Annotated in this window: 21 protein-coding genes, 1 tRNA gene and 1 riboswitch; of the genes, 12 read left to right on the forward strand and 10 right to left on the reverse strand. The window is 63.8% G+C overall.

The features are described from left to right. Window positions 1-4 precede the first annotated feature (4 nt). The gene (locus D0T11_RS04045; RefSeq protein ID WP_119654505.1) at window positions 5-1558 is read left to right on the forward strand and encodes an ArnT family glycosyltransferase; all 1554 of its coding nucleotides are present in this window, start codon (window positions 5-7) and stop codon (window positions 1556-1558) included. Between the two features lie 52 nt (window positions 1559-1610). Further along, window positions 1611-2345: a DUF3891 family protein gene (locus D0T11_RS04050; RefSeq protein ID WP_119654506.1), complete on the forward strand. Its 735-nt coding sequence runs from the start codon at window positions 1611-1613 to the stop codon at window positions 2343-2345. Window positions 2346-2380: 35 nt separating this feature from the next. Here D0T11_RS04050 and D0T11_RS04055 read toward each other — a convergent pair whose 3' ends face one another. Further along, complete coding sequence (locus D0T11_RS04055) at window positions 2381-3217, reverse strand: hypothetical protein (protein WP_147374512.1); 837 nt, start codon at window positions 3215-3217, stop codon at window positions 2381-2383. Between the two features lie 155 nt (window positions 3218-3372). Between D0T11_RS04055 and D0T11_RS04060 the strand changes: the two genes are divergently transcribed. After that, on the forward strand, window positions 3373-4344 hold the full coding sequence (locus D0T11_RS04060) for a YihY/virulence factor BrkB family protein (protein ID WP_119654508.1): 972 nt from the start codon (window positions 3373-3375) through the stop codon (window positions 4342-4344). A 203-nt stretch (window positions 4345-4547) separates the two neighbouring features. Then, window positions 4548-5750, forward strand: a complete 1203-nt coding sequence (locus D0T11_RS04065) for a hypothetical protein (RefSeq protein ID WP_147374513.1) — start codon at window positions 4548-4550, stop codon at window positions 5748-5750. A gap of 79 nt (window positions 5751-5829) precedes the next feature. On the opposite strand, the gene D0T11_RS04070 is transcribed toward D0T11_RS04065, so the two are convergent. Beyond that, window positions 5830-6246 (reverse strand): DUF6799 domain-containing protein, encoded by a 417-nt coding sequence (locus D0T11_RS04070; protein WP_119654510.1) that lies wholly within the window; start codon window positions 6244-6246, stop codon window positions 5830-5832. Between the two features lie 178 nt (window positions 6247-6424). Continuing rightward, window positions 6425-7498, reverse strand: coding sequence for a 23S rRNA (adenine(2503)-C(2))-methyltransferase RlmN (gene rlmN / locus D0T11_RS04075; protein ID WP_380283692.1), 1074 nt, complete (start codon window positions 7496-7498; stop codon window positions 6425-6427). Between the two features lie 156 nt (window positions 7499-7654). After that, a riboswitch (TPP riboswitch) is annotated at window positions 7655-7750 on the forward strand. A gap of 75 nt (window positions 7751-7825) precedes the next feature. On the opposite strand from rlmN, the gene thiS reads away from it, so the two are divergent. From thiS to thiH, 6 genes are all read left to right on the forward strand, one after another. After that, window positions 7826-8029, forward strand: a complete 204-nt coding sequence (thiS, locus tag D0T11_RS04080; protein WP_119654512.1) for a sulfur carrier protein ThiS — start codon at window positions 7826-7828, stop codon at window positions 8027-8029. A 183-nt stretch (window positions 8030-8212) separates the two neighbouring features. Beyond that, window positions 8213-10090: a phosphomethylpyrimidine synthase ThiC gene (gene thiC / locus D0T11_RS04085; protein WP_119654513.1), complete on the forward strand. Its 1878-nt coding sequence runs from the start codon at window positions 8213-8215 to the stop codon at window positions 10088-10090. A 164-nt stretch (window positions 10091-10254) separates the two neighbouring features. Beyond that, entirely contained in the window at window positions 10255-11019 is a 765-nt protein-coding gene (locus D0T11_RS04090; protein WP_119654514.1) for a hydroxymethylpyrimidine/phosphomethylpyrimidine kinase, read from the forward strand. Window positions 11020-11027: 8 nt separating this feature from the next. Next, the gene (locus D0T11_RS04095; RefSeq protein WP_119654515.1) at window positions 11028-11654 is read left to right on the forward strand and encodes a thiamine phosphate synthase; all 627 of its coding nucleotides are present in this window, start codon (window positions 11028-11030) and stop codon (window positions 11652-11654) included. After that, window positions 11651-12436: a thiazole synthase gene (locus D0T11_RS04100; protein ID WP_119654516.1), complete on the forward strand. Its 786-nt coding sequence runs from the start codon at window positions 11651-11653 to the stop codon at window positions 12434-12436. The genes D0T11_RS04095 and D0T11_RS04100 overlap by 4 nt, the downstream gene beginning before the upstream one ends. A 100-nt stretch (window positions 12437-12536) precedes the next feature. Continuing rightward, window positions 12537-13652 carry a 2-iminoacetate synthase ThiH gene (thiH, locus tag D0T11_RS04105; RefSeq protein WP_119654517.1) on the forward strand — a complete coding sequence of 372 codons (1116 nt, stop codon included), beginning with the start codon at window positions 12537-12539 and terminating at the stop codon, window positions 13650-13652. Window positions 13653-13784: 132 nt separating this feature from the next. Here the strand turns inward: thiH and D0T11_RS04110 are convergent, their stop codons facing one another. Beyond that, window positions 13785-14696: a histone deacetylase family protein gene (locus tag D0T11_RS04110; protein WP_119654518.1), complete on the reverse strand. Its 912-nt coding sequence runs from the start codon at window positions 14694-14696 to the stop codon at window positions 13785-13787. A gap of 98 nt (window positions 14697-14794) precedes the next feature. Then, window positions 14795-14869 (reverse strand) — tRNA-Val (locus D0T11_RS04115). A 202-nt stretch (window positions 14870-15071) separates the two neighbouring features. Between D0T11_RS04115 and D0T11_RS04120 the strand changes: the two genes are divergently transcribed. Beyond that, window positions 15072-15779 carry a porin family protein gene (locus D0T11_RS04120; RefSeq protein WP_119654519.1) on the forward strand — a complete coding sequence of 236 codons (708 nt, stop codon included), beginning with the start codon at window positions 15072-15074 and terminating at the stop codon, window positions 15777-15779. Window positions 15780-15851: 72 nt separating this feature from the next. Then, window positions 15852-16343 (forward strand): DUF6992 family protein, encoded by a 492-nt coding sequence (locus D0T11_RS04125; protein ID WP_119654520.1) that lies wholly within the window; start codon window positions 15852-15854, stop codon window positions 16341-16343. Between the two features lie 111 nt (window positions 16344-16454). On the opposite strand, the gene D0T11_RS04130 is transcribed toward D0T11_RS04125, so the two are convergent. The 5 genes from D0T11_RS04130 to D0T11_RS04150 all read right to left on the reverse strand — a co-directional run bounded on the left by D0T11_RS04130 (window position 16455) and on the right by D0T11_RS04150 (window position 20993). Continuing rightward, window positions 16455-17012, reverse strand: coding sequence for a type 1 glutamine amidotransferase domain-containing protein (locus D0T11_RS04130; protein WP_119654521.1), 558 nt, complete (start codon window positions 17010-17012; stop codon window positions 16455-16457). A gap of 121 nt (window positions 17013-17133) precedes the next feature. Continuing rightward, window positions 17134-17646 (reverse strand): acyl-CoA thioesterase, encoded by a 513-nt coding sequence (locus D0T11_RS04135; RefSeq protein WP_119654522.1) that lies wholly within the window; start codon window positions 17644-17646, stop codon window positions 17134-17136. Between the two features lie 140 nt (window positions 17647-17786). Then, a complete protein-coding gene (locus D0T11_RS04140) occupies window positions 17787-18305 on the reverse strand; it encodes a hypothetical protein (RefSeq protein WP_147374514.1) in 519 nt (172 codons plus the stop codon). Window positions 18306-18421: 116 nt separating this feature from the next. After that, window positions 18422-18862, reverse strand: a complete 441-nt coding sequence (locus D0T11_RS04145; protein ID WP_147374515.1) for a hypothetical protein — start codon at window positions 18860-18862, stop codon at window positions 18422-18424. An 82-nt stretch (window positions 18863-18944) separates the two neighbouring features. After that, on the reverse strand, window positions 18945-20993 hold the full coding sequence (locus tag D0T11_RS04150; protein WP_119654525.1) for an FAD-dependent oxidoreductase: 2049 nt from the start codon (window positions 20991-20993) through the stop codon (window positions 18945-18947). Between the last annotated feature and the right edge of the window lie 145 nt (window positions 20994-21138).

Here is a 21138-nt window from a genome sequence, read left to right on the forward strand (position 1 = left end):
CTTGATGTTGGCTAATCCATCCTCCGCTCGACCGCCCGCTTTCCTGCTGCGCCTCACCGAGTCCGGGTGGTTCTGGCCGCTGCTGCTGGGGCTGAACCTGGCCCTGCACCTGCCGTTTTTCCAGCAGCCGCCCAACAGTGCCCACGTGTGGCGGCAGAGCAACACGATGGCCGTGGCCCGCAACTTCGCCGAGGAGGATATGAACATTCTGCGCCCCCGGGTGGACCGCCGCCGCGACACCGACGGCGTGACGGGGATGCAGTTTCCGTCGTATGAGTGGGTGGTGGCTCTGAACTATCGGGTTTTTGGGGTGCACGAGGCCATTCCGCGGGTGGTGAACTGGCTGATTTTCGCGGCCGGACTGGTGGGGTTTTACGGGCTGGTGCGGCAGCTGAGCGGGTTGCGCTGGCTGGCGGCCGTGGGCGCGTGGGGCCTAGCCTGGTCGCCGGAGCTGTTCTACCATTCCATCAACGCCCTGCCCGATGTGCTGGCCCTGAGCGCCTCGCTCTGGGGCCTGTGGTTTTTCCTGCGCTGGTACGGCGCCCGGGGCCGGTCCACTGATTTCGGTATCAGCCTGCTGGCCGTTGCGCTGGCCGGGGCTACCAAGCTTCAGTACCTCGTGGTAGGCGCGCCGATGGCCGTGGTAGTGGTGCAGGATTTGGTGCGGGGCCGCCTGAGTAGCCGGCGGCTGGGCTGGCTGGCCTTGTTCGGGCTGGTGGCCGTGGGCCTGCCGGTAACCTGGTACGCCTACGCCCTGCACCTGATTGACACTTCGGGCCTCACCGATTTCGGGCTGGAAGTGCGCTCGGCTACCTCCCTGGCCACGGCCCTCGCCATTCTGAAAGATAACCTGGTATCCGACACGCCGGAGCTGCTGCTGGGGTTTGCCACCTTCGGGCTGCTGCTGCTGGGCTTGGGGGCCGTAGTAGGGGAGCGGAAGTGGCAGCACCCCTGGTTCGGGCCGCTGCTGGGCTGGGCGCTGGCGCTGCTGGCCTACCACCTGCTGGAGCTGCGCCAGATGGATGCCCACCAGTACTACATGCTGCCCCACGTGCCGGTGCTGCTGCTGGTGGCCGTGGTGGGCGCGGGCTGGCTGAGCCGGCAACGCGCCCGGTGGGCGGCCCCGCTGCTGGTGCTGCTGCTGGTGGCGCAGCCGGTGCTGGCCTGGGTGCGCATCGTGCCCGCCCGCTGGCTGCACGGCCCCCGCGAGCTGGCCCCCGAGCTCTACTACGAAGCCTCCCGGGCCCAGCTCCGCGCCGCCGCCCCCGATTCGGCTCTCTGCCTCGTCGGCCCCGATAACTCGGGCTGCATCTACTTCTACTTCCTGCACAAGAAAGGCTTCGGCTTCTCCGGCCGCGACGACCTGTTCGCCCGCGACTCCACCGGCCAGACCTACCTCACCACCTGCCTGCGGGGCGGGGTGCACTACCTCTACACCGACGACTCGGTGCTGGTAACCGACCCGCGCCTGGGTGCCTACCGGCCGCAACTGATGGAGCAGGTAGGCCGGTTCCGGGTCCTGCGCTTCCCCAGGGATTCCGCCGCCCGCCGGCCCTAACCCTGGGCGGCGGCAGGCCGTTTGCAGGGCGTACCGCTTTCGGCTTTGCCCCATGATTGTCAACTACGTTCCTACCGGCTGGCAGATTATCTACCAGCAGGCCCACGCCCTGCTGGCCGCCCAGCTGTTGCACCAGTGGCCACCTTTCCTGCCCCTCGATCAGTGGGTGGGGCTGCTGGCCGCCGTGGCCCAGCACGACGACCAGCAGCCCCACTGGACCGGCCACTACGGCCTGACGCCCGCCGGCGCGCCCGCCAACTTCACGATGCAGCCGTTTTCCCTGGAGCAGGCCACCGGCGTTCTGCGGGCCGCCCGTTTCCAGGGCCGCTGGCGCAGTTTGCTCACCAGCCTGCACCTGAGCACGCTCCACGAAACCCTGCGCGGCGAAGACCCGGAGATTAACGCCTTCCTCGACGAGCAGCGGGCCAGCCAGCAACAGTGGCGGCGGGAACTCGAAATCAAGAAGACCGAAGCCGACCAGGCCTACGCCCTGCTGCACTGGTGCGATCGGCTCAGCCTCATCCTCTGCCGCCACGAAGTGCCGGAAATGGGCCGGGCCCTGGAAATCTACCAGGGTCCCAACGGCCAGACCCACAAAATCCGCCAGCCTGCTCCCGAGGGGCCATTTCTCATCGAGCCCTGGCCCTTCCGCGAAAAGCAGTTCACCGTCAGCGTAGAAACCACCGTGCTCCATCAGCTCCAGTTTCAGAACGACGCCGAGCTGGCCGCTGCCCTGCACGAAGCGCCCATTGAAATGCTGAAGTGGGAGTTGAGAAGTGAGAAGTGAGAAAGAAGTCATTCCCTCATCCCCTCATCCCTTCATCACCGCTTCTCGACCGGCTGGGGGTTTTGCATGAGGCCGGCGGGCACGGTGGTGCTGGCCGAAATATGGCCCAGCCCCCGGCCATCCTTGCCGTCGGAGCGGTCGGAGGCCAGGCGAATGGGGCCGTATTGCTGATAGCCAGTCCAGTGGCGGCGGAAAGCGGGTTGGGCGTCGGTGGCTTTGGGGAAGTAGGCCCACTCCTCCACCAGGTTGGTCTGGGGGTTGATGAGCACCTCGTACTTGTTGTCGGGCGTCACGCCCACGTTTTTGAAGGTCATGTTCAGCACCTCGGCGGGCGTGCCGTCCAGCAGCTTGCCCGCTCCCTGGTAGGTGAGCGTAACGCCGGAATCCTTGAGCTTGAAAGGCAGCAGCAGCCACCAGGAGTTGTTCACCCAGATGGGATACATCTTGCTGAGCAGCTTCTCGCCGTCGGGCGTGGCCGAGATGTCGCGGCCGGCGCGGTAGGCTTTGCCCTGCCGGGTACCCAGGTTGTACACGGCCACGGTGCTGTCCTTCTGCCAGCGAAAGTCGCCGGTTTGCTTGTCCCAGAGTTGGTAGGAGCCGTCGAGGAAGTCCCAGCCCAGCAGGCGGGTTTGCTGCCAGGCGGAGTAGCCGCCCATGGCCCCCATCACCTGGTCGGCCAGGGCAATGGCGCGGGCGTCGGAGCCGGCCGCATCGAAGCCGGGGGCCGCTGGATACGTACCGCCAGCCAGGACTGCGGCGGGCAGGAGCGCGCCCGATTTAGCCGCCGCAGTGGTAGCGGATTGGGGTTGGCAGGCGCCCAACGAGCCCAGCGAGCCCAACAGGATACCTAGTGAAAAGCGAAAAGCGCGCATAGTAGCAAACGAAAAAAGAACGGAAACCAATTCCGGACCAACCAGCCCGGCGACGCTGGTCCCTACGCAAAAGAACAGGTTTTCGCCTACCTGACCGAACGCCCGGCCAATCCGGCCCGTACTAACATCTCCTTACGTTTCCGAAAAACCGCCTCATGGCCCAACATTACCGCTTTAAAGACGTCGTTGGCATTTTCAAGTCAACGGCCGCTCAGTTCATGGTCAACAACTCCTTTCGCCACGCGGCGGCGTTGTCCTACTACACTATCTTCTCGCTGCCGCCATTGCTGCTGATCGTCATCACGGTGGCCAGCGCCGTGTACGGGGGCGAGGCGGTTACGGGCCAGGTCTATGGCCAGTTGCGCGGGATTGTAGGCCCCAGTTCGGCCGAGTTTCTGCAAAACAGCATTGCCGAGTTTACGATCAAACAACGCGGGACCGTATCAACGATTATTGGCCTGGGCACTCTGGTTTTCGCGGCTACCACTTTCTTTGTCACGCTTCAGGAGAGCATCAACGACATCTGGAACCTGAAGGTGAAAACCACTGGCGTAGGCATCGGGCAGTTTCTCAAGCAACGGTTTCTCTCCTTCGGCCTGATCCTGAGCGTGGCCCTGCTGCTGCTGATTTCCTTCGTTATCAGCGCCGTGTTAAGCGTGTTCACCAACCAGCTGCAACAATGGTTTCCCGAAATTGGCGTGCTGGCTATCAAGCTCGTCGATTTTGTGCTCTCGCTAGGCGTCACCACCCTGCTCTTCGCCCTCATCTACCGCTTCCTGCCCGATGCCATCATCCGGTGGCGCGACGTGGGTGTGGGGGCCTTTATCACGGCGGCCCTGTTCGTGCTGGGCAAGTTTTTGATTGCCTTCTACATCTCGAAATCTGACCCCGGCTCGGCCTTCGGAGCCGCCGGCTCGGCCATCGTGCTGCTGCTCTGGATCAACTATTCCTCCCTTATCGTCTTCTTCGGGGCCGAGTTTACCCAAGAATTTGCCGATGCTTTCGGCCAGAAAGTCCAGCCCAAAGCCCACGCCGTGCGCATCGAAACCCGGGAACTTCCGCGCGAGGAAGACGCCGCTGCCATTGCCACCGGCCGGCCACATGCGGAAGGCAAGTGGCGCAAGTAGAAAGTCTGAAATTCTATCACTATTTACTCACCCGCTCTCCTTTTCACGGAGTTCAAAGGGCGAACCGGACGCATGTTTCCTACCCAATAGCCCCCGCTTCAAAGTCTGATTTCGCCTGATTCTGGTTGCCGCTGCACGAGGATACCGCCGGACAAACCCTTACGTTTGACCATCCTATCTACTCACCGTCAGCTACCAACCCAATGAAAGGTCGATTTTTACCCGGTGCCTTGGGGGCCATCTGCCTGCTGGCCGTTCAGGCCCGGGGCCAGGATGTTCCTGCCCGCGTGCTTACCATCAGCCCGGTGGTCGGGGAGGTGATTGATGCCCGGGAAAAAGCCACTTACGGCCTGTTTCCCACCTTTTCAGCCAACGACTTTCAGGAAGCCCGCTTTTATCAGAACCTGAGCGCCGATAGCGCCGTGCACCTGCGCGTGCAGCTCCGGGATGGCCGGGTAGTGCTGCGCCCCCACACCAGCGCCGAGCTGAGTGCCGTGCGCCAGACCATCGAAACCCGCCGGCGGGAACTGGCCGCGGCACCAGCTGCTCCGGTCGCCGGCGTAGAAGCTGCCGCCGACTCGGTCGGGCGGCGTTTCCGCGTAACGCTGCGGACCGGCACTGCCTTCGATGGCGAAATGACGGCCCGCCGCCCCCGGCAACTGGAGTTTCTGACCAAGGACCTGGGCGTGGTGCTGGTGGAGCGAGCCAACATTCTGCGGCTGCAAGAGCTTAACTCGGAGCTAGCGAAGCGGCCCGCCAACTGGTACGACATCGGCAACGGCAGCCGCCTGTTTTTCGCGCCCACCGCCTGGGGCCTGCGCGAGGGCGAAGGGTACTTGCAGGATATCAGCCTGTACTTCCTGGGAGCCAACTACGGCATAACCGACAATTTTTCCATGGGGGGCATGGTGTCGATGTTGCCGGGCCTGCCGCTGCGCAACCAGTTTCTGGCCCTCACGCCTAAGTTCTCGGCCCAGATTGCGGAAAAATGGCACGTCGGGGTTGGGGCACTCTACTTGCGCGTGCCTGATTTTGATCTGACCGATACCTCGTACGGGGTGGGGTTGCTGTACGGAACGGCAACGTACGGCTCGGCCGACAACAACCTCACGGCCGGTCTGGGTTATGGGTTTGCCGGGGGCAACATTGGCAGTACGCCCGTGCTACAACTCGGGGGCCAGAAGCGCATCAGCCGCCGCGTTTCGCTCATCACCGAGAACTACATTATTGCCAACAGCAGCGCCGGTATGGGCGGTTTGTACGGGGCCAAAATCAACTGGAAACGCACCAGTCTGGGCCTGGCGGCAGCCTATGTCATTCCCTACGAAGGCGACTATGCTGTTTCTAGTTACGTCGTTCCGGTTTTCATCGACTTTACCTTCCGGTTTGGAAAGCCGACCCGTTAGGCCTGGGTTCAGGCCAGCGAAGCGCCGCGAGTAGGGTATTGCGGCGGCGGTCTGGGGGCCGCCCCGGCGTAAGGGCAGGTTAGTCGCGGTGCTTGCCTTTGTGCCGGCCTTTTCCTTTGCCCTTGATTTTGCCGCGCCACTGGAGCGGCCACTGCTGCGCCACAGGCCGCGCTTCGGATTTACCGGCAGTAGTAGCCTCCCCACCGCTGAGTTGGAGCCGGCCGCTGCTGTTGCGCGCTACAGCGGCCACCTCGCCCAGCATGCTGCACCCCTGCCCGTCGCGCAGCTCCGTGCGGCGACCATCCGCCTCCATTATCCAGCCGTCGCGCGTTACGCGGCGGCCGTTGGGCAGCTGCACATCATGCGGCATGGGCCGGACTTCGCCGTTCCTGATCAGAAACACCGTGCCGTCGAGCCGTTGAAAACCGTCGTTGGCCTGGGCCGAAACCAAGTGGGACAAGCAGAAGAAACCCCAGAAAAGCAGGCAGAAACGCATAATATACCAGTAACAGTTCGCAACCACCGGAGCAGCGGCCCTTGCATACGGCCGCGCCGGACCGGAGTTGGCAGGGCCGGCGCAAGAGCCGCAAAGCTCTCGATAGGCCCCGCATAAACGGCCCCGCTATCCAACGGATAGCGGGGCCGTTTTCTTGCCCTTGGGTGCATTGGTCGCCTTAGGCAGCGGCTTCCTCCGGCTTCTGCTTCACGGCCAGCTGCCCGCAGGCGGCGTCAATGTCTTTGCCCCGGCTGCGGCGTAGGTTGGTTTGCACGCCCCGGTCGGCCAGATACTTGTGGAAGGCCATCAGCTTGGCCTCGCCGGTATTCTTGTAATCGGCGTTTTCGATGGGGTTGTATTCGATGAGGTTCACCTTGCAGGGCAGCCACTTCGAAATCTGAAATAGCTCCTCGGCGTCCTGGAGCGTGTCGTTGAAGCTCTCGAACACAATGTACTCGTAGGTCACCTTGCGGCCGGTGGCCTGGTGGTAGTACTTGAGCGCCTCCTCCAACGCCGCCAGCGAGTTGGCCTCGTTGATAGGCATGATTTCGTTGCGCTTGGTGTCATTGGGCGCGTGCAGGCTTAAGGCGAGGTTGGCCTTCACGCCATCGTCGGCCAGCTTCTTGATCATCTTGGCAATGCCGGCCGTGCTGATGGTGATGCGGCGCGGGGCCATGTTCAGGCCGTCGGGGGCGGTGATGCGCTCAATGCTTTTCACCACGTTGGCGTAGTTGAGCAGGGGCTCGCCCATGCCCATGTACACGATGTTGGTGAGCGGCGTGCCGTACTGGCTTTCGCACTGCTCCCGGATGCGCACCACCTGGTCGTAAATCTCGGCCGCCTCCAGGTTGCGCTTGCGGTCCATGTAGCCCGTAGCGCAGAACTTGCACGTCAGCGAGCAGCCCACCTGCGACGAAATACAGGCCGTCATGCGCGTATCGTGGGGGATGAGCACACCCTCCACCACGTTGCCATCGTAGAGCCGAAACGCCGATTTAATGGTACCGTCGGTGCTCAGCTGCTGGTCCTGCACCTGCACACCATTGATGACGAAATAACGAGCCAATAGCTCACGGGTGGCCAGGCTGATGTTGTTCATTTCCTCAAACGTGCCCGCCGTATTCTTCCACAGCCACTCGCTCACCTGCTTGGCGCGGAACGGTTTTTCGCCGTGCTCCACCATAAAGGCTTTGAGCTCGTCGGGGCTGATTTTGCGGATATCGCGCTTGGAAACTACGGGCAGTTCAATCATCATGGCACAAAGATACAATGCCGGCCGCCTTTGTCGTGGGGTTTTCGTCCGGGCACGGGGCTCAACCGGCTGAACGTGAAAAAAGTGCCGGTTGGGAAAACGCCCGAACCCGTCCGCCGCATTTTCGCGTCTCAATATTTCCGCCTACCTTGGCCCCATAAACTTTAGGGGTGTTCTGCCGCGCAGGACTGAGAAATACCCTTTGAACCTGATCCAGGTAATGCTGGCGAAGGGAAAAGTAAGCAGACCGGCCCCCGGTGGGTTCGTGGCGTGCGCCCCTACAGTTTATTGTTCCGACTTCCATCAACCTGCTAACCCGCTTGTTGCATGACCCTGTTTGTCAACAATGAACCCCTGGAAGCTCCCCAGCCCCCCACCCTGGCCGCCACCATCGAACTGCTGGCCCTCACGCCCCTGCGCGGCCTGGCCGTAGCTGTGAACGACGTGGTCGTAGCCCGCCCCGACTGGCCCGCCTGCCAACTCCGGGAGCACGACCGGCTCACCATCATCCGCGCCACTCAGGGCGGATAATAGCCCTGCCTTCAGAACGTCGTTCCAGAACCTCACCACAGAACGTCATTCCGAGCGCGGCCGAGGAATCTCGCGTGCTAACGTTGCCCAGGTAATCCTAACCGTCTGGTCACTACTACCACGTCAGCGCGCGAGATTCCTCGGCTGCGCTCGGAATGACCGCCAATACTCCTTCCCCCCGCTATGAAAAAACAAGACCAAGCCCCCCGGCAGACGCTGGTGGAGCGCCAGCCCCTGACCGGCTCGCGCAAGGTGTACGTGCCCGGCCAGCTGTTCCCCGATATCCGGGTGGCCATGCGCGAAATCATCCTCACCGACACCGAGCGCAAGTTCGATTTCGTGCGTCCCACCGAGCCGAACCCGCCCGTGACGGTGTACGACACCAGCGGCCCCTACACCGACCCCGCCATCGAAATTGACCTGAAAAAAGGGCTGCCGCGCCTGCGCGAAGGCTGGATTCGGGGGCGCGGCGACGTGGAGCAGCTACCCGGCACCTCCTCGGACTACGGCCGGCAGCGGGCCGCCGACCAGCAGCTCGACCACCTGCGCTTCGAGCACATCCGCCGGCCCCTGCGCGCCCGGGAGGGCCACAACGTAACCCAGCTGCACTACGCCCGCCAGGGCATCATCACGCCCGAAATGGAGTATATCGCCATCCGCGAAAACCAGCGCTTCGATGAGCTGGCCGCCGACGATGCGCTGAAGGTCCAGCACCCGGGCTACAGCTTCGGAGCGAATACGCCCCAGGGCCGCATCACGCCGGAATTCGTGCGCGACGAGGTGGCGGCCGGCCGGGCCGTTATTCCCAGCAACATCAACCACCCCGAGAGCGAGCCGATGATTATCGGGCGCAACTTCCTGGTAAAAATCAATACCAACATCGGCAACTCGGCCGTCACTTCCTCCATTGAGGAAGAAGTGGACAAGGCCGTGTGGAGCTGCCGTTGGGGAGGCGATACGCTGATGGACCTGAGCACTGGTAAAAACATTCACGAAACCCGGGAGTGGATTATCCGCAACTGCCCGGTGCCGGTGGGCACGGTGCCGATTTACCAGGCCCTGGAAAAGGTAAACGGCAAGGCCGAGGACCTGACCTGGGAGCTGTTCCGCGACACGCTCATCGAGCAGGCCGAGCAGGGCGTGGACTACTTCACGATTCATGCCGGCGTGCGGCTGGCCTACGTGCCGCTCACGGCCAAGCGCGTGACTGGCATTGTGTCGCGGGGCGGCTCGATTATGGCCAAATGGTGCCTGGCCCACCACCAGGAGAGCTTCCTGTACACCCATTTCGAGGAAATCTGCGAGATTATGAAGGCCTACGACGTGGCCTTTTCGCTGGGCGACGGGTTGCGCCCCGGCTCCATTGCCGACGCCAACGACGCGGCCCAGTTCGCGGAGCTGGAAACCCTGGGCGAGCTGACCAAAATTGCCTGGCAGCACGATATTCAGGTGATGATTGAGGGTCCCGGCCACGTGCCCATGCACCTCATCAAGCAGAACATGGACAAGCAGCTCCAGGAGTGCCACGAGGCCCCGTTCTACACCCTGGGCCCGCTCACGACCGACATTGCGCCCGGCTACGACCATATCACGTCGGCCATCGGGGCGGCCATGATTGGCTGGTTCGGCACGGCCATGCTCTGCTACGTGACGCCCAAGGAGCACCTGGGCCTGCCCAATAAGCAGGACGTGAAGGACGGCGTCATCACCTACAAAATAGCCGCCCACGCCGCCGACCTCGCCAAGGGCCACCCCGGCGCTCAGTACCGCGACAACGCCCTGAGCAAGGCCCGCTTCGAGTTCCGCTGGCAGGACCAGTTCAACCTCAGCCTCGACCCCGACACGGCCCGCGCCTACCACGACGAAACCCTGCCCGCCGAAGGAGCCAAAGTAGCTCACTTCTGCTCCATGTGCGGCCCCCACTTCTGCTCGATGAAAATCACCCAGGAAGTGCGCGAATACGCTGCCACCCAGGACCTGACCGCCGCCGAAGCCCTGACCAAAGGCATGGCGGAAAAGTCCAGGGAGTTCGTGGCCCAGGGCAGCGAGATTTACCTGTAGTGAAGAAAAGAACGTCATGCTGAGCGCAGCGGAGCGGAGTCGAAGCATCTCTACCGCTTCGTTGCAATCAGGAGTTAGCATTGCCGTAGAGATGCTTCGACTGCGGCTGCGCACCCTGGCTTGATTCGCCACATGCTCAGCATGACGTTCTCATACCCCAATCCATGCCTCAACCACCCCGCCCCTACGTGCTTAGCCTCGCCGGTTTCGACCCCAGCGGCGGCGCGGGCCTGCTGGCCGACGGCAAGACGTTCGAGCAGCTCGGCGCCTACGGCTTCGGCGTGTGCACGGCCCTCACGGTACAGACTGACGTGGCGTTTGAGCGCGTGAACTGGGTCCCGTTGGCCGACATCCAGGACCAGGCCCGGCCCCTGCTAACGCGCTTCCGGGTGGAATGGGCCAAAATCGGGCTGGTGGAAAACCTGCTGGAGCTGCCGAAGCTGCTGCAGTGGCTGCGGGCGCAAAACCCTGCTCTCGGCGTGGTCTGGGACCCGGTGCTGAAGGCCAGCGCCGGCTACGATTTTCATGCCGGTCCGCCCCCGGAGCTGGTGGCCGACATCTGCACCGGGCTGGCCCTGATTACGCCCAACCAGCCCGAAATGCGGCGCCTATGGCCGGCAGCACCTACCGCTCCCGAAGCCGCGGTGGCCGTCAGCCGCTTCTGTCCGGTGCTGCTCAAAGGCGGCCACGCCGACGGGGCCGAGGCCGTGGACGTGCTCTACCAGAACGGGCGGGTGGTAGCCGAATTTTCGGCCCCGCGGCTGGCCCACGGAGAGAAGCACGGCAGCGGCTGCGTGTTGTCGGCGGCTATTGTGGCGGGGCTGGCCCGGGGCGAGTCGTTGGTGGACGCCTGCCGCGCGGGCAAGGCCTACACGGCGCGGGTGTTGGCCAGCAACGAGACGCTGCTGGGGTATCATTTTCAGAACTGACGAAGCTTATGTACATCAATACTCTTCACTACCTCACCGCCTCCCCGGCCCAAGCCGGGCTCGCCTGCATGGGCGGCGCGCGGTGGGTGCAGTTGCGCCTGAAAGACGCGTCCTACGCCACGTGGAAGCAATTAGCACTGGCCATGCAGACCGTGTGCCGTCGCCACGGGGCCACGTTCATCCTCAACGACAACCCCAATTTGGCCTTGGAAATCGGGGCCGACGGGGTGCACCTGGGCCAGCAGGACATGCCGCCCGCCGAGGCGCGGGCGTTGCTGGGGCCGGATGTTATTATCGGGGGCACGGCCAACACCTTCGCGCAGATGGAGCAGTTGGTGGCGGCCGGGGTAGACTACATCGGGCTGGGGCCTTTGCGCTTCACCACAACCAAGGAAAAGCTGAGCCCGATTCTGGGCCTGGCGGGCTACGCACAAGTTCTGGCCCAGTACCGGGCCGCTGGTTTTACCACGCCGGTTATTGGCATTGGGGGCGTGGGGCTGGCCGATGTGGCGGCGCTACGGGCCACGGGCCTGCACGGCGTGGCCGTAGCGGGGGCCATTGGTGCGGCCCCCGACCCCACAACGGCGGCGGCGCAATTCGTTGAACTTCTCGCTGAGTTGGTTCCTGCTGTATGACGACTGACTTGCACACCCAGCCGCTCGTTATTGCCGGGCGCACGTTCGGCTCGCGGCTATTTACCGGCACGGGCAAATTCGGTTCGTCGGCCCTGATGGAAGCGGCCCTGCTGGCCTCCGGCTCGGAGCTGGTGACGGTGGCCCTCAAGCGCGTGAATGTGGCCGACACCCAGGACGAATTGCTGCGCCATCTGGCCCACCCGCAGTTCCGGCTGCTGCCCAACACCTCCGGCGTGCGCACGGCTAAAGAGGCCGTCTTTGCCGCCCAGCTGGCCCGCGAAGCCCTGGAAACCAACTGGCTCAAGCTCGAAATCCACCCCGACCCCAAGTACCTGCTGCCCGACCCCATCGAGACGCTGCGCGCCGCCGAGGAGCTGGTGAAGATGGGCTTCGTGGTGCTGCCCTACATTCACGCCGACCCGGTGCTGTGCAAGCGGCTGGAGGAAGTGGGCGTGGCCGCCGTGATGCCCCTGGGCTCCCCCATTGGCTCCAACAAGGGTTTGCTGACCCGGGAATTCCTGGAAATCATCATCGGCCAGAGCACGGTGCCGGTGGTAGTCGATGCCGGCCTCGGCGCACCTTCCCACGCGGCGGCCGCCCTGGAAATGGGCGCCGACGCGGTGCTGGTGAACACCGCCATTGCCGTGGCCGGCCAGCCCGTAGCCATGGCCCACGCCTTCCGTTTGGCCGTGGAAGCCGGGCGGATAGCCTACGAGGCCCGGCTGGCCGCGCCCGTAGCCCACGCGGCGGCCTCGTCGCCGCTCACGGCATTTCTGGATTAATCCAGTTGTCAGTTGCCACAACAACTTGGCAACTGACAACTGGCAACTGGACACTGGACACTGGACACTGGCAACTGGACACTGGCAACTGACAACTGATATGAGTTTTCGCCCCATATTTGAGGCCCACGACTGGGACGACACCAAGGCAAGTATCTACGCCAAAACGGCCGCCGACGTGGAGCGCGCCCTGGCCGCGCCGCGCCGGACGCTGGAGGATTTCATGGCCCTGATTTCGCCGGCCGCCGCGCCGTATCTGGAGCGCATGGCCGGGCTCAGCCAGGAGCTCACGCGGCGGCGGTTTGGCAACACAATGCAGCTCTACGTGCCGCTCTACCTGAGCAACGAGTGCCAGAACATCTGCACCTACTGCGGCTTCAGCCTCGACAACAACATCCGGCGCCGCACCCTGAGCAGCGTGGAAATACTCCAGGAAGCGGCCGTGCTCAAGAACTGGGGGTACGAGCACGTGCTGCTGGTAACCGGCGAGGCCCACCAGACCGTGGGCGTGGACTACCTCGAACAGGCTATCCAAACGCTGCGGCCCCACTTCGCGCACATTTCGATGGAAGTACAGCCCCTGGACCAGGCGGAGTACGAGCGGCTGATTCCGGCAGGGCTGCATACGGTGCTGGTGTACCAGGAAACCTACCACCAGGCCGGCTACAAAAAGCACCATCCCAAGGGTAAGAAATCGAACTTCCACTACCGCCTCGACACGCCCGACCGCCTGGGTCGGGCCGGCATCCACAAAATGGGCCTCGGCGTGCTCTTCGGCCTCGAAGACTGGCGCACCGATTCCTTCTTCACCGCCCTGCACCTCGACTACCTCGAACGCACCTACTGGCAAACCCGCTACAGCCTTTCCTTCCCGCGCCTGCGCCCCGCCGAGGGCCAGCTGCCACCCAAAGTGGAGATGAGCGACCGGGAGCTGGTCCAGCTCATTTGCGCCTACCGCCTGCTCAACGAGGAAGTGGAGCTCTCGATTTCGACCCGCGAAACGCCTACTTTCCGCGACCACATCATCTGCCTGGGCATCACCAGCATCAGTGCCGGCTCCAAAACCAACCCCGGCGGCTACGCCGTGGAGCCGGAGTCGCTGGAGCAGTTCGAAATTTCGGACGAGCGCAGCCCCGCCGACATTGCCGCCATGATCCGCCGCCAGGGCTACGAGCCCGTCTGGAAAGACTGGGACGCGGCGCTTACCCTCCGCTAAAGCCTGTGGACGATGAGTAGCCGCGTGGTTGTGGGGCTGCCGGGTGCCTGATTCCGTGATGGGCCGCGCGGGAAGCAGAGCGGGCCGGTGGGGAGCCGGGCCAGGCAGTACCGCCGGCCCATCCGTTCCTGGCTAACCCCACAAATCAGCCGCTACGCGGAAGGTATTGGCATGGGCTTCCACGATGTCGAGGATGCGGGGGGAGTAGCCGCCGCCCATGCACACGACCACCGGCAGCTGCTGCTGGTGGCAGAGGCCGAGCACGTAGGCGTCGCGCTGGCGGCAGCCGTCCCGGCTCAGGCCCAGGTGGCCCAGCTTGTCGGTAGCCAGCACATCCACCCCGGCCAGGTAAAACACGAAGTCGGGCTGATGCTCGTCCAGCAGGCGGGGCAGCGTTTCGCGCAGCAGCCCCAGGTAGGCGGCATCGTCAGTCCCGTCGGGCAGGGGCAGGTCGAGGTCGGAGCGCTCCTTGCGGTGGGGGTAGTTGCGCGCCCCGTGCATACTGAAGGTAAAAACGCGGGGCTCGTGCTCAAAAATAGCCGCCGTACCGTTGCCCTGGTGTACGTCGAGGTCGATGATGAGCACCCGCTGTACGGGCCGCTCCGGCCAGGCCAGCAGCCAGGCGGCGGCGGCGGCCTGGTCGTTAAGCAGACAGAATCCTTCGCCCCGGTCGCGGAAAGCATGATGGGTACCGCCGGCAATGTTGAGGGCTACGCCCCCACTGGCCCAGGCCCGGCGGGCGCACGCCAGCGTGCCGCCCAGAATGGTGGTTTCGCGTAGGACCAGCTCCGGGCTCCACGGGAAACCGGTGGCCCGCTCCTGTTGCCGCGTGAGTTGTCCGGCTTGCAGCCGGTGGTAATAGTCGGCGGCGTGTACCCGCCGGATATCCGCTGCGGGCGGGGGTACGGGCTGGAAAAAGGCGCTTGCCGGCACGATGCCCTCACGCAGCAGCTGCTCGGGCAGCAGCTCGTACTTGAGCATGGGGAAGCGGTGGTTGGCGGGCAGGGAGTGGGCATAGAGGGGTGCCCAGGCAATGGAGAGCATAGGAAGGCAACTACGGTAGAACCCCGGCCCCAAACCAGCCGGAAACAAAGATAACCGCCGGATCGGGGCGGTTATCTTTGGATTCGGGCGGTTTTGTGTGGGGCGTATCGGGCTCGAACCGATGACCCCTACCTTGTCGAGGTAGTGCTCTGAACCAACTGAGCTAACACCCCGATCAAAACCAACGTGGCGGCGGCCGTAAAGAGACAAAGATAGGTTTTGACGGCAGATTAACCATTGTCAATATGTATAAAATTCAGGCTTTCCTCAGGGGGCACGTGTAACCTTCTGGGCGGGGGTAAGTATAGCGGCTAACAGACGGGGCCAACCGTTTACGCGCCCTGCCCATCCCCTGCCCTTTACCGACCCTCTCCCATGAAACACATTGCCTTCCTACTGGCCGGTTGCGCCCTCAGTGCCACCGCTATGGCCCAAACCGACGGCCCCATCGGCGTCCGTTCTTCCTCCGACTACAATTCCTCCAACGGCGGCGACTCGCGCAACACTGGGTTCGGCGTTAAGGGGGGCTTCACGGCGGCCCACTTCCGCGGCGACGACAAGAAAAACTACAGCAACGAAGGGGTCTATAACACCTTCCACGCCGGGGTGTACGCCCAGTACGGCTTCAGCGACAAGTTCTCCATTCAGCCCGAGCTGTTGTACAGCCGCCAGGGGTTTGCCGGCAACAACGGTGTGCCCAATGCTCAGGGCCAGACAGTGAACGGTGCCTACAACACCCGCCTCGACTACATTCAGGTGCCCGTGCTGCTGGTGTACAATTTCCTCGACAACGTGAGCGTGCACGTGGGGCCGCAGGTTTCGTTGCTGACGAAAGTAGTGGAGAATGGCAAGGAGCGTAAAATTGCCAACGAAGGCAATACCTACCCCTATGCGTACAACAGCCTCGACTATGGGCTGGCGGCCGGCCTGGAAGCCCGGGTAGGTCCGGCCCGCGTAGGTGGCCGCTACGTAGCCGGCTTCAACGAAATCATCAAAGACCAGACTTCAGCCGTTAAGAACTCCATTACCAACATCAAAAACGGGATGTTTCAGGTGTACGTCGGCATCGGCATCGCCAACTAACGCTGCCCCGTTCCAGTACTGAAAAGGAAGCCCTGCGGGGCTTCCTTTTTTTATAGCTTCTTCGCTTTTCGTATGCTACTATCTGCTGAGCTGCCCGCCATCAATCAGGCCCGGGAACTACTGGCTGAGCACGGCATGGCCGTGCTCGGGAGCTGGGCCCTGCTCAATCTGGTGGTCAGCGGCTACTACGTGGCCCGGACCGATGCCCGCACCGAAGCCCACCACTTTCACCTGCTGAACGTGGGCTGGAACGTGGTGAATACGCTGGTGGCGGTGTGGGGAATTCTGCGGGCTCATCCGCAGCAGGTAGCCGGCCTCACGCTCCCCGAAAGCCTGAGCGCCCAGACTTCGTTCGAGCATATACTGCTGCTGAACGCGGGCCTCGACGTGGGGTATCTGCTACTGGGAACCTGGCTGCGGCGGCGGGCGGCTACCGCCAACCAGCCCGAGCGCCTGCTGGGCTACGGGAAATCTATCTGGCTACAGGGGGGCTTTCTGCTGCTGTTCGACCTGTCCTTCTATTTCACCTACCACCAGTTCGCCGGCCGCTTGCTGGCCCTGTAACTGCTGGTGCCACCCAGCCAAAGAGGAGGCCCCCGTTCCGCCGGTTCTGCCGGGCTTCTGGAACGGGGGCCTCCTCTTTGGCTGGGGCGCTGGTCAGTGGTGGGCAGCTATTTACTTTTTGCCCACCAGGGCTTCCTTGATCTTCTCGTTGAAAGCGGGAATGTCCTGGGGGTTGCGGCTGGTGATAAGGTTGCCGTCGACCACTACCGTTTCATCCACCCAGTGGCCACCAGCATTCTTGATGTCGGTTTTGAGGCTGGGCCAGCTGGTCATCTTTTTCCCGCGCACGGTATCTGCTTCAATCAGCGTCCAGGGACCGTGGCAGATGGCGGCGACGGGCTTGCCCGAGCGAACGAACTCGCCTACGAAGCTCACCACTGCGGACTCGGTGCGCAGCACATCGGGGTTCATCTGGCCGCCGGGCAGCACCAGGGCATCATATTCGGCTACTTTCACGTCGCCGATTACTTTGTCTACGTCTACTTTGTCACCCCAGTCCTTTTCGTCCCAGCCCTTGATAGAGCCGCTTTTGAGGGAGATGACGTGGGTTTCAGCGCCTTCGCCTTCCAGGTATTTCTTGGGTTTTTCGAGCTCCGACTGCTCGAAACCGTCGGTGGCAATAATGGCTATCTTTTTGCCCTTCAGGGCGTCGCTTCCGAAAATACTCATCGTGGTTTGGTGGGGTAGAGTGGATAGAAAAAAACCGAAAGCGCCGGAGCCCTTTCGGTTCTTCTCTAACGGCTGACCCACCCGCAGGTTGAGCAGGATTTTGGCATTCGCGCTCTTTTGCCTACCCGTTGCGCTCCCGCTTGAGGTCTTTGCGCAGCCGGCGTACCCGCTCATCGAAACCATCGGGGTCGTAGCTCACTTCTTCCACGTCCAGCTCTTCGAGCAGGTCCATCAGGGCATCGGAGTGCTCCGTGCGGGTGCCGCCGGGTACGCGCACAAAGACCATTTCCGACCACAACACGGCCTTTAGTTGCAGGCCGTCTTCGCGCAGCATCTGCATTTCCACCACCAGGTTCGAGTTATCGAAGTGAATGAGCTGAGTACGGATCAGCACGGTTTCGGCGTGGCGGGCGGGGCGCAGGTAGGCGATGCAGTGCTTGGTGATTACCCAGCCGGCCCCCAGCTCCTGAGCCAGCTCGCCCAGGTTGAGAGTGTAGTGTTGCAGGGCATGCTCTTCGCGGGCGTTGAGGAAATAGTCGAGGTAGCGGGCGTTGTTGAGGTGTCCCAGCATGTCGCAGTCCTGAAACCGGACGCGGTGAGGGGTTTCGGGAACCTGAACGAGGGAAGCAGCCATGAGGAAGCGGGCAGATGAAGTGAGCGGCAAAGATGGTGAATCAGGCTCGTTTGAGGCGGAGTGCTGGCCGCCAGGCAGGTAGCGCCTGCTCGTAAGTTTGCGCCCTGCCGGAGCCGGCCAGCAAACCGGCTGCGCACCTGCTACAGACGCCCGCCACAGCCCTGGCGCAGCTGCTCCAGCTGGCGAACCACGTCGCGGGCCACGGCTTCGTCGGGAGTGTAGAGGGGCAGCTCCAGGGTGGTTGAGGACGATCCATTCTCCGACTTGGTGCGGCGGTTTACCTGCACGGTGTAATAGGGCCGGCCGGTTTTTTCGGCGTGTTGCAGCGCGTACGTGAGGGCCGTTACCTGGCTCCACTCCGAGCCCAGCGTCAGTTCAAAGGTCACTGTTTCATCGGAGCGCACCGACCAGTTGCCGCCGTTTTTCTGGTGGCTTACCTGCACGGTAGTGGCGTCGGGCGTCGGATTTGGGCGGTACTGGCGCACCACCTGGGTGATGTGGCAGTCCGTCAGCACCACCTTCAGCTCGGTGTCCGGCTCGGCGGGGTCGCGCATGAGCTGGTTGATGCGGTGGGCCAGCGCAGCGGTTGGCGGCGGCGGTGTGGTTTGGGCCAGGGCGGCGGGGCCGCTGAGCAGGGCGGTAAGGAATAGCAGTTTCATCAGCATCCGGGGTTGGCGTACGGTCGGCCCCGCCGGCTTTCGGGCGGCCTTACCCGGCCAGATGCGGCCCGCCTGCCAACCGTTGCCCGGCCCCGGGCATTTCAGCCCGCAACCCGCTACTGGCCCTTACGGGCGCGCATCTGCTCCTGCACCTGGCGCTGCTTGGCCTTGAGCTGCTGGTACTGCTCGGCCGTGAGCACCTGCTGGAGCTCCTGATCGGAGGCGGCGTTGAGGCGCTTGAGCTCCACCATCATGGCGGGGCGGTCGGCTTTGAGGCGCTGCTGGGTTTGCTTGGCCTGGGTGAGGGTGCTGGTGAAGATTTGCCGGACCTGGCTGCGCTGCTCAGTGGTCAGGTTGAGCTCTTCGGTCAGTACATCGGTCAGGTCGCGGGCGGCGGGCGGGGCGGCGGCTACGGCTTTGGCTTCGGCCTTGGCTGCTTTGGCCGGGCTCACCGGGGCCGCCGGAACGGCGGCATCGGCGGCGGCGGGGCGGCGGGCACAGCCGGCCAGCAGGCCAGCGGCGAGCAGCAACGCCAGCGGCAGACGTGAAAAAGGCATAGTGCGGGGAATAGGGGAGCGGAAAGAGAGCATCATTGGGGGTCCGTACGCGAGAACAGCGCCTTCGGGTGCGGCGGAGCCATTATTCTCCCACCGTAACGGGCCGCTCGGTTGCGCCAGCGGGCATTCCGGCCTTTAGCTCCTGGGCCATGTAATGGGCCAGGGCCATGATGGTCAGCATTGGGTTCACGCCGCTACAGGCCGGAAAAGCCGAGGCATCGGCCACGAACAGGTGCTTCACTTCGTAGAGCTCCCCGCTGGGGCTGGCCGGGTGGGTGGCCGCGTCGCCGCCCATGCGGCAGGTGCTCATCTGATGGGCGCTGTAGAGGCCGAACTGATTGGCTTTCCAGCTCAGGTGCGGCAGGTTATCGAGCACCTCGGGGTTGCGCAGCCGGCCATTTTCGGCATGTAGCTGGGGCAGCGTGCCGTGGGGCAGCAGTACGGTGCCGGCCCCGGCCGCCACATGAATATCGGCGGCGGCCCGCACCCCGCGCAGCAGGTGGTTGCGGTCGAACTCGCTCAGCGAGTAGTCGATCAGGGCCTGGCCGTTTTTGTCCACGCGCACGCGGCCCCCGTCCCGGTCGCGGGTGAGCACGATAAACGAGCCGATGTGGGCCGCCTGCCGCATAAGCTCCTTGTGCTGGCGGCCCGAGCACCAGGGCAGCACCATGCTCATCAGGCCGGGGTGGGCGGGCGGCGTTTCGAGCTTGGCTCCGAAGTTGGTGCCGTCGAGCATCGTGAACCCGTCGTTGACCACCGACATCATCGGCCCGTGCCAAGCGTTCATTGGCTGGGGATAAATGCCCGACACCACCACCGTGGGATGCAAATGCAGGTGCTGGCCCAGGTGCGGATGCCGCAGCCCGCTCCGCAGCAGCAGCGCCGGCGTCTGAATGGCCCCACCGGCCACTACCACCCGGCGGGCCCGCACCGTTACGCGCACGGCCCGCCCGTCGGGGGTGGTGTGCACGGCCTCGGCCCCGGTGGCCTGGCCCTGGGCAATGGTCACGCGCTCGACCAGCGTATCGCAGAGCAGGCGCGCTCCGTGCTCAAAGGCCGTTTGCAGGTAGGTGTTCAGGGTGCCCTGCTTCACGCCGTGCCGGTCGCCGAAGCAGCTGTAGCCCATGCCCCGGAAGTGCTCCTCCGAGTCGGTGGGGTGGCGCTCATTGCGCGGAATCAGCTTCACCTCCTGCCCCAGCCGCCGGGAGCCGTCGAGCAGAGCCTGGTTCTGGCCATTGTGGCGGGCATAATCGATGTTCACGTTCAGCACCTGGCTCACCGCGTTCAGGCTCCGTTTAAAGCCATCCGATACGAAGTGGGGCAACTGGTGCTCGCGGGCCCATTCCTGAAGCACATAATCGGGGGTCCGGAAGGCCCCCGCCCAGTTCACGGTGGTGCCCCCGCCCAGGCAGGAGCCGGCCAGCAGGGCCACGCTCCCATCCTGGGTACTGAGCGTGCCCCGGGCATCGTAGAGCGTCCCGAGCATGTCCACTTCACGCTGCGAAAACTCGGATCCATGAAAGTAAGGGCCTTTTTCGAGCACCAGCACATCGTGGCCGGCGGCGGCCAGCTCGCCCGCCACCACCCCACCCCCGGCCCCGCTGCCAATCACCAGCACGTCGCAGTCGTACACCACGTCCTGGGTGGGTTGCAGCGGCCGCAGCGGCCGTTCGGCAGTCACGGTTTCCAGAGGCATCTGGGGGCCGGGGTAGCCGATGTGCTCCCACACCAGGTTGCCCGGCCCGGCCGTGGAGCCGCCATAGTACAGGAACATGTACAGCTTGCGCAGGGCCTGAAAGCCCTTGCGCAGCTGGGGCACGCCGGAAGAAGCCCAGCTTTGCAGCAGCTTCTCGCGCTGCTCCGGCTCCAGCCGCCCAAATGGCCGCAACGGTCCGAACCAGGTCAGGCCCAGGGCCGGCGAATCGAGGAGCCGGAGCAGCTGCTCGAACTCCTGTTGCGCCCCGGCGGGCTGGGCCGCCAGCGCCTCCCCCATCTTGTCGAGGTTTACCCCCGCCGAGCCGGCCTGGTTCCAGTAAGCCGCGTCGGGCGCTCCGGCGGGCGCGGGCAGGGTCGGAATGAACGTGTCGGCGAGGGCGCGCAAGGTGACGCGCTGGGCTTCGGTGAACTGCATAGACGGGCGGGAAATGGCAAACGCCTCTCACTGGGGGCGAGGCCTAAAAGTTCGGCAATTTTCCCGAAATACTCGGCTTGCATACCAAATACAACAACTGCGTGACCCGGTGAACAGGTGAGCTGTCCTTCCGCCGAAGCAGGAA

It is taken from the genome of Hymenobacter rubripertinctus, assembly GCF_003583925.1.
GTDB classification, from domain to species: Bacteria; Bacteroidota; Bacteroidia; order Cytophagales; family Hymenobacteraceae; genus Hymenobacter; species Hymenobacter rubripertinctus.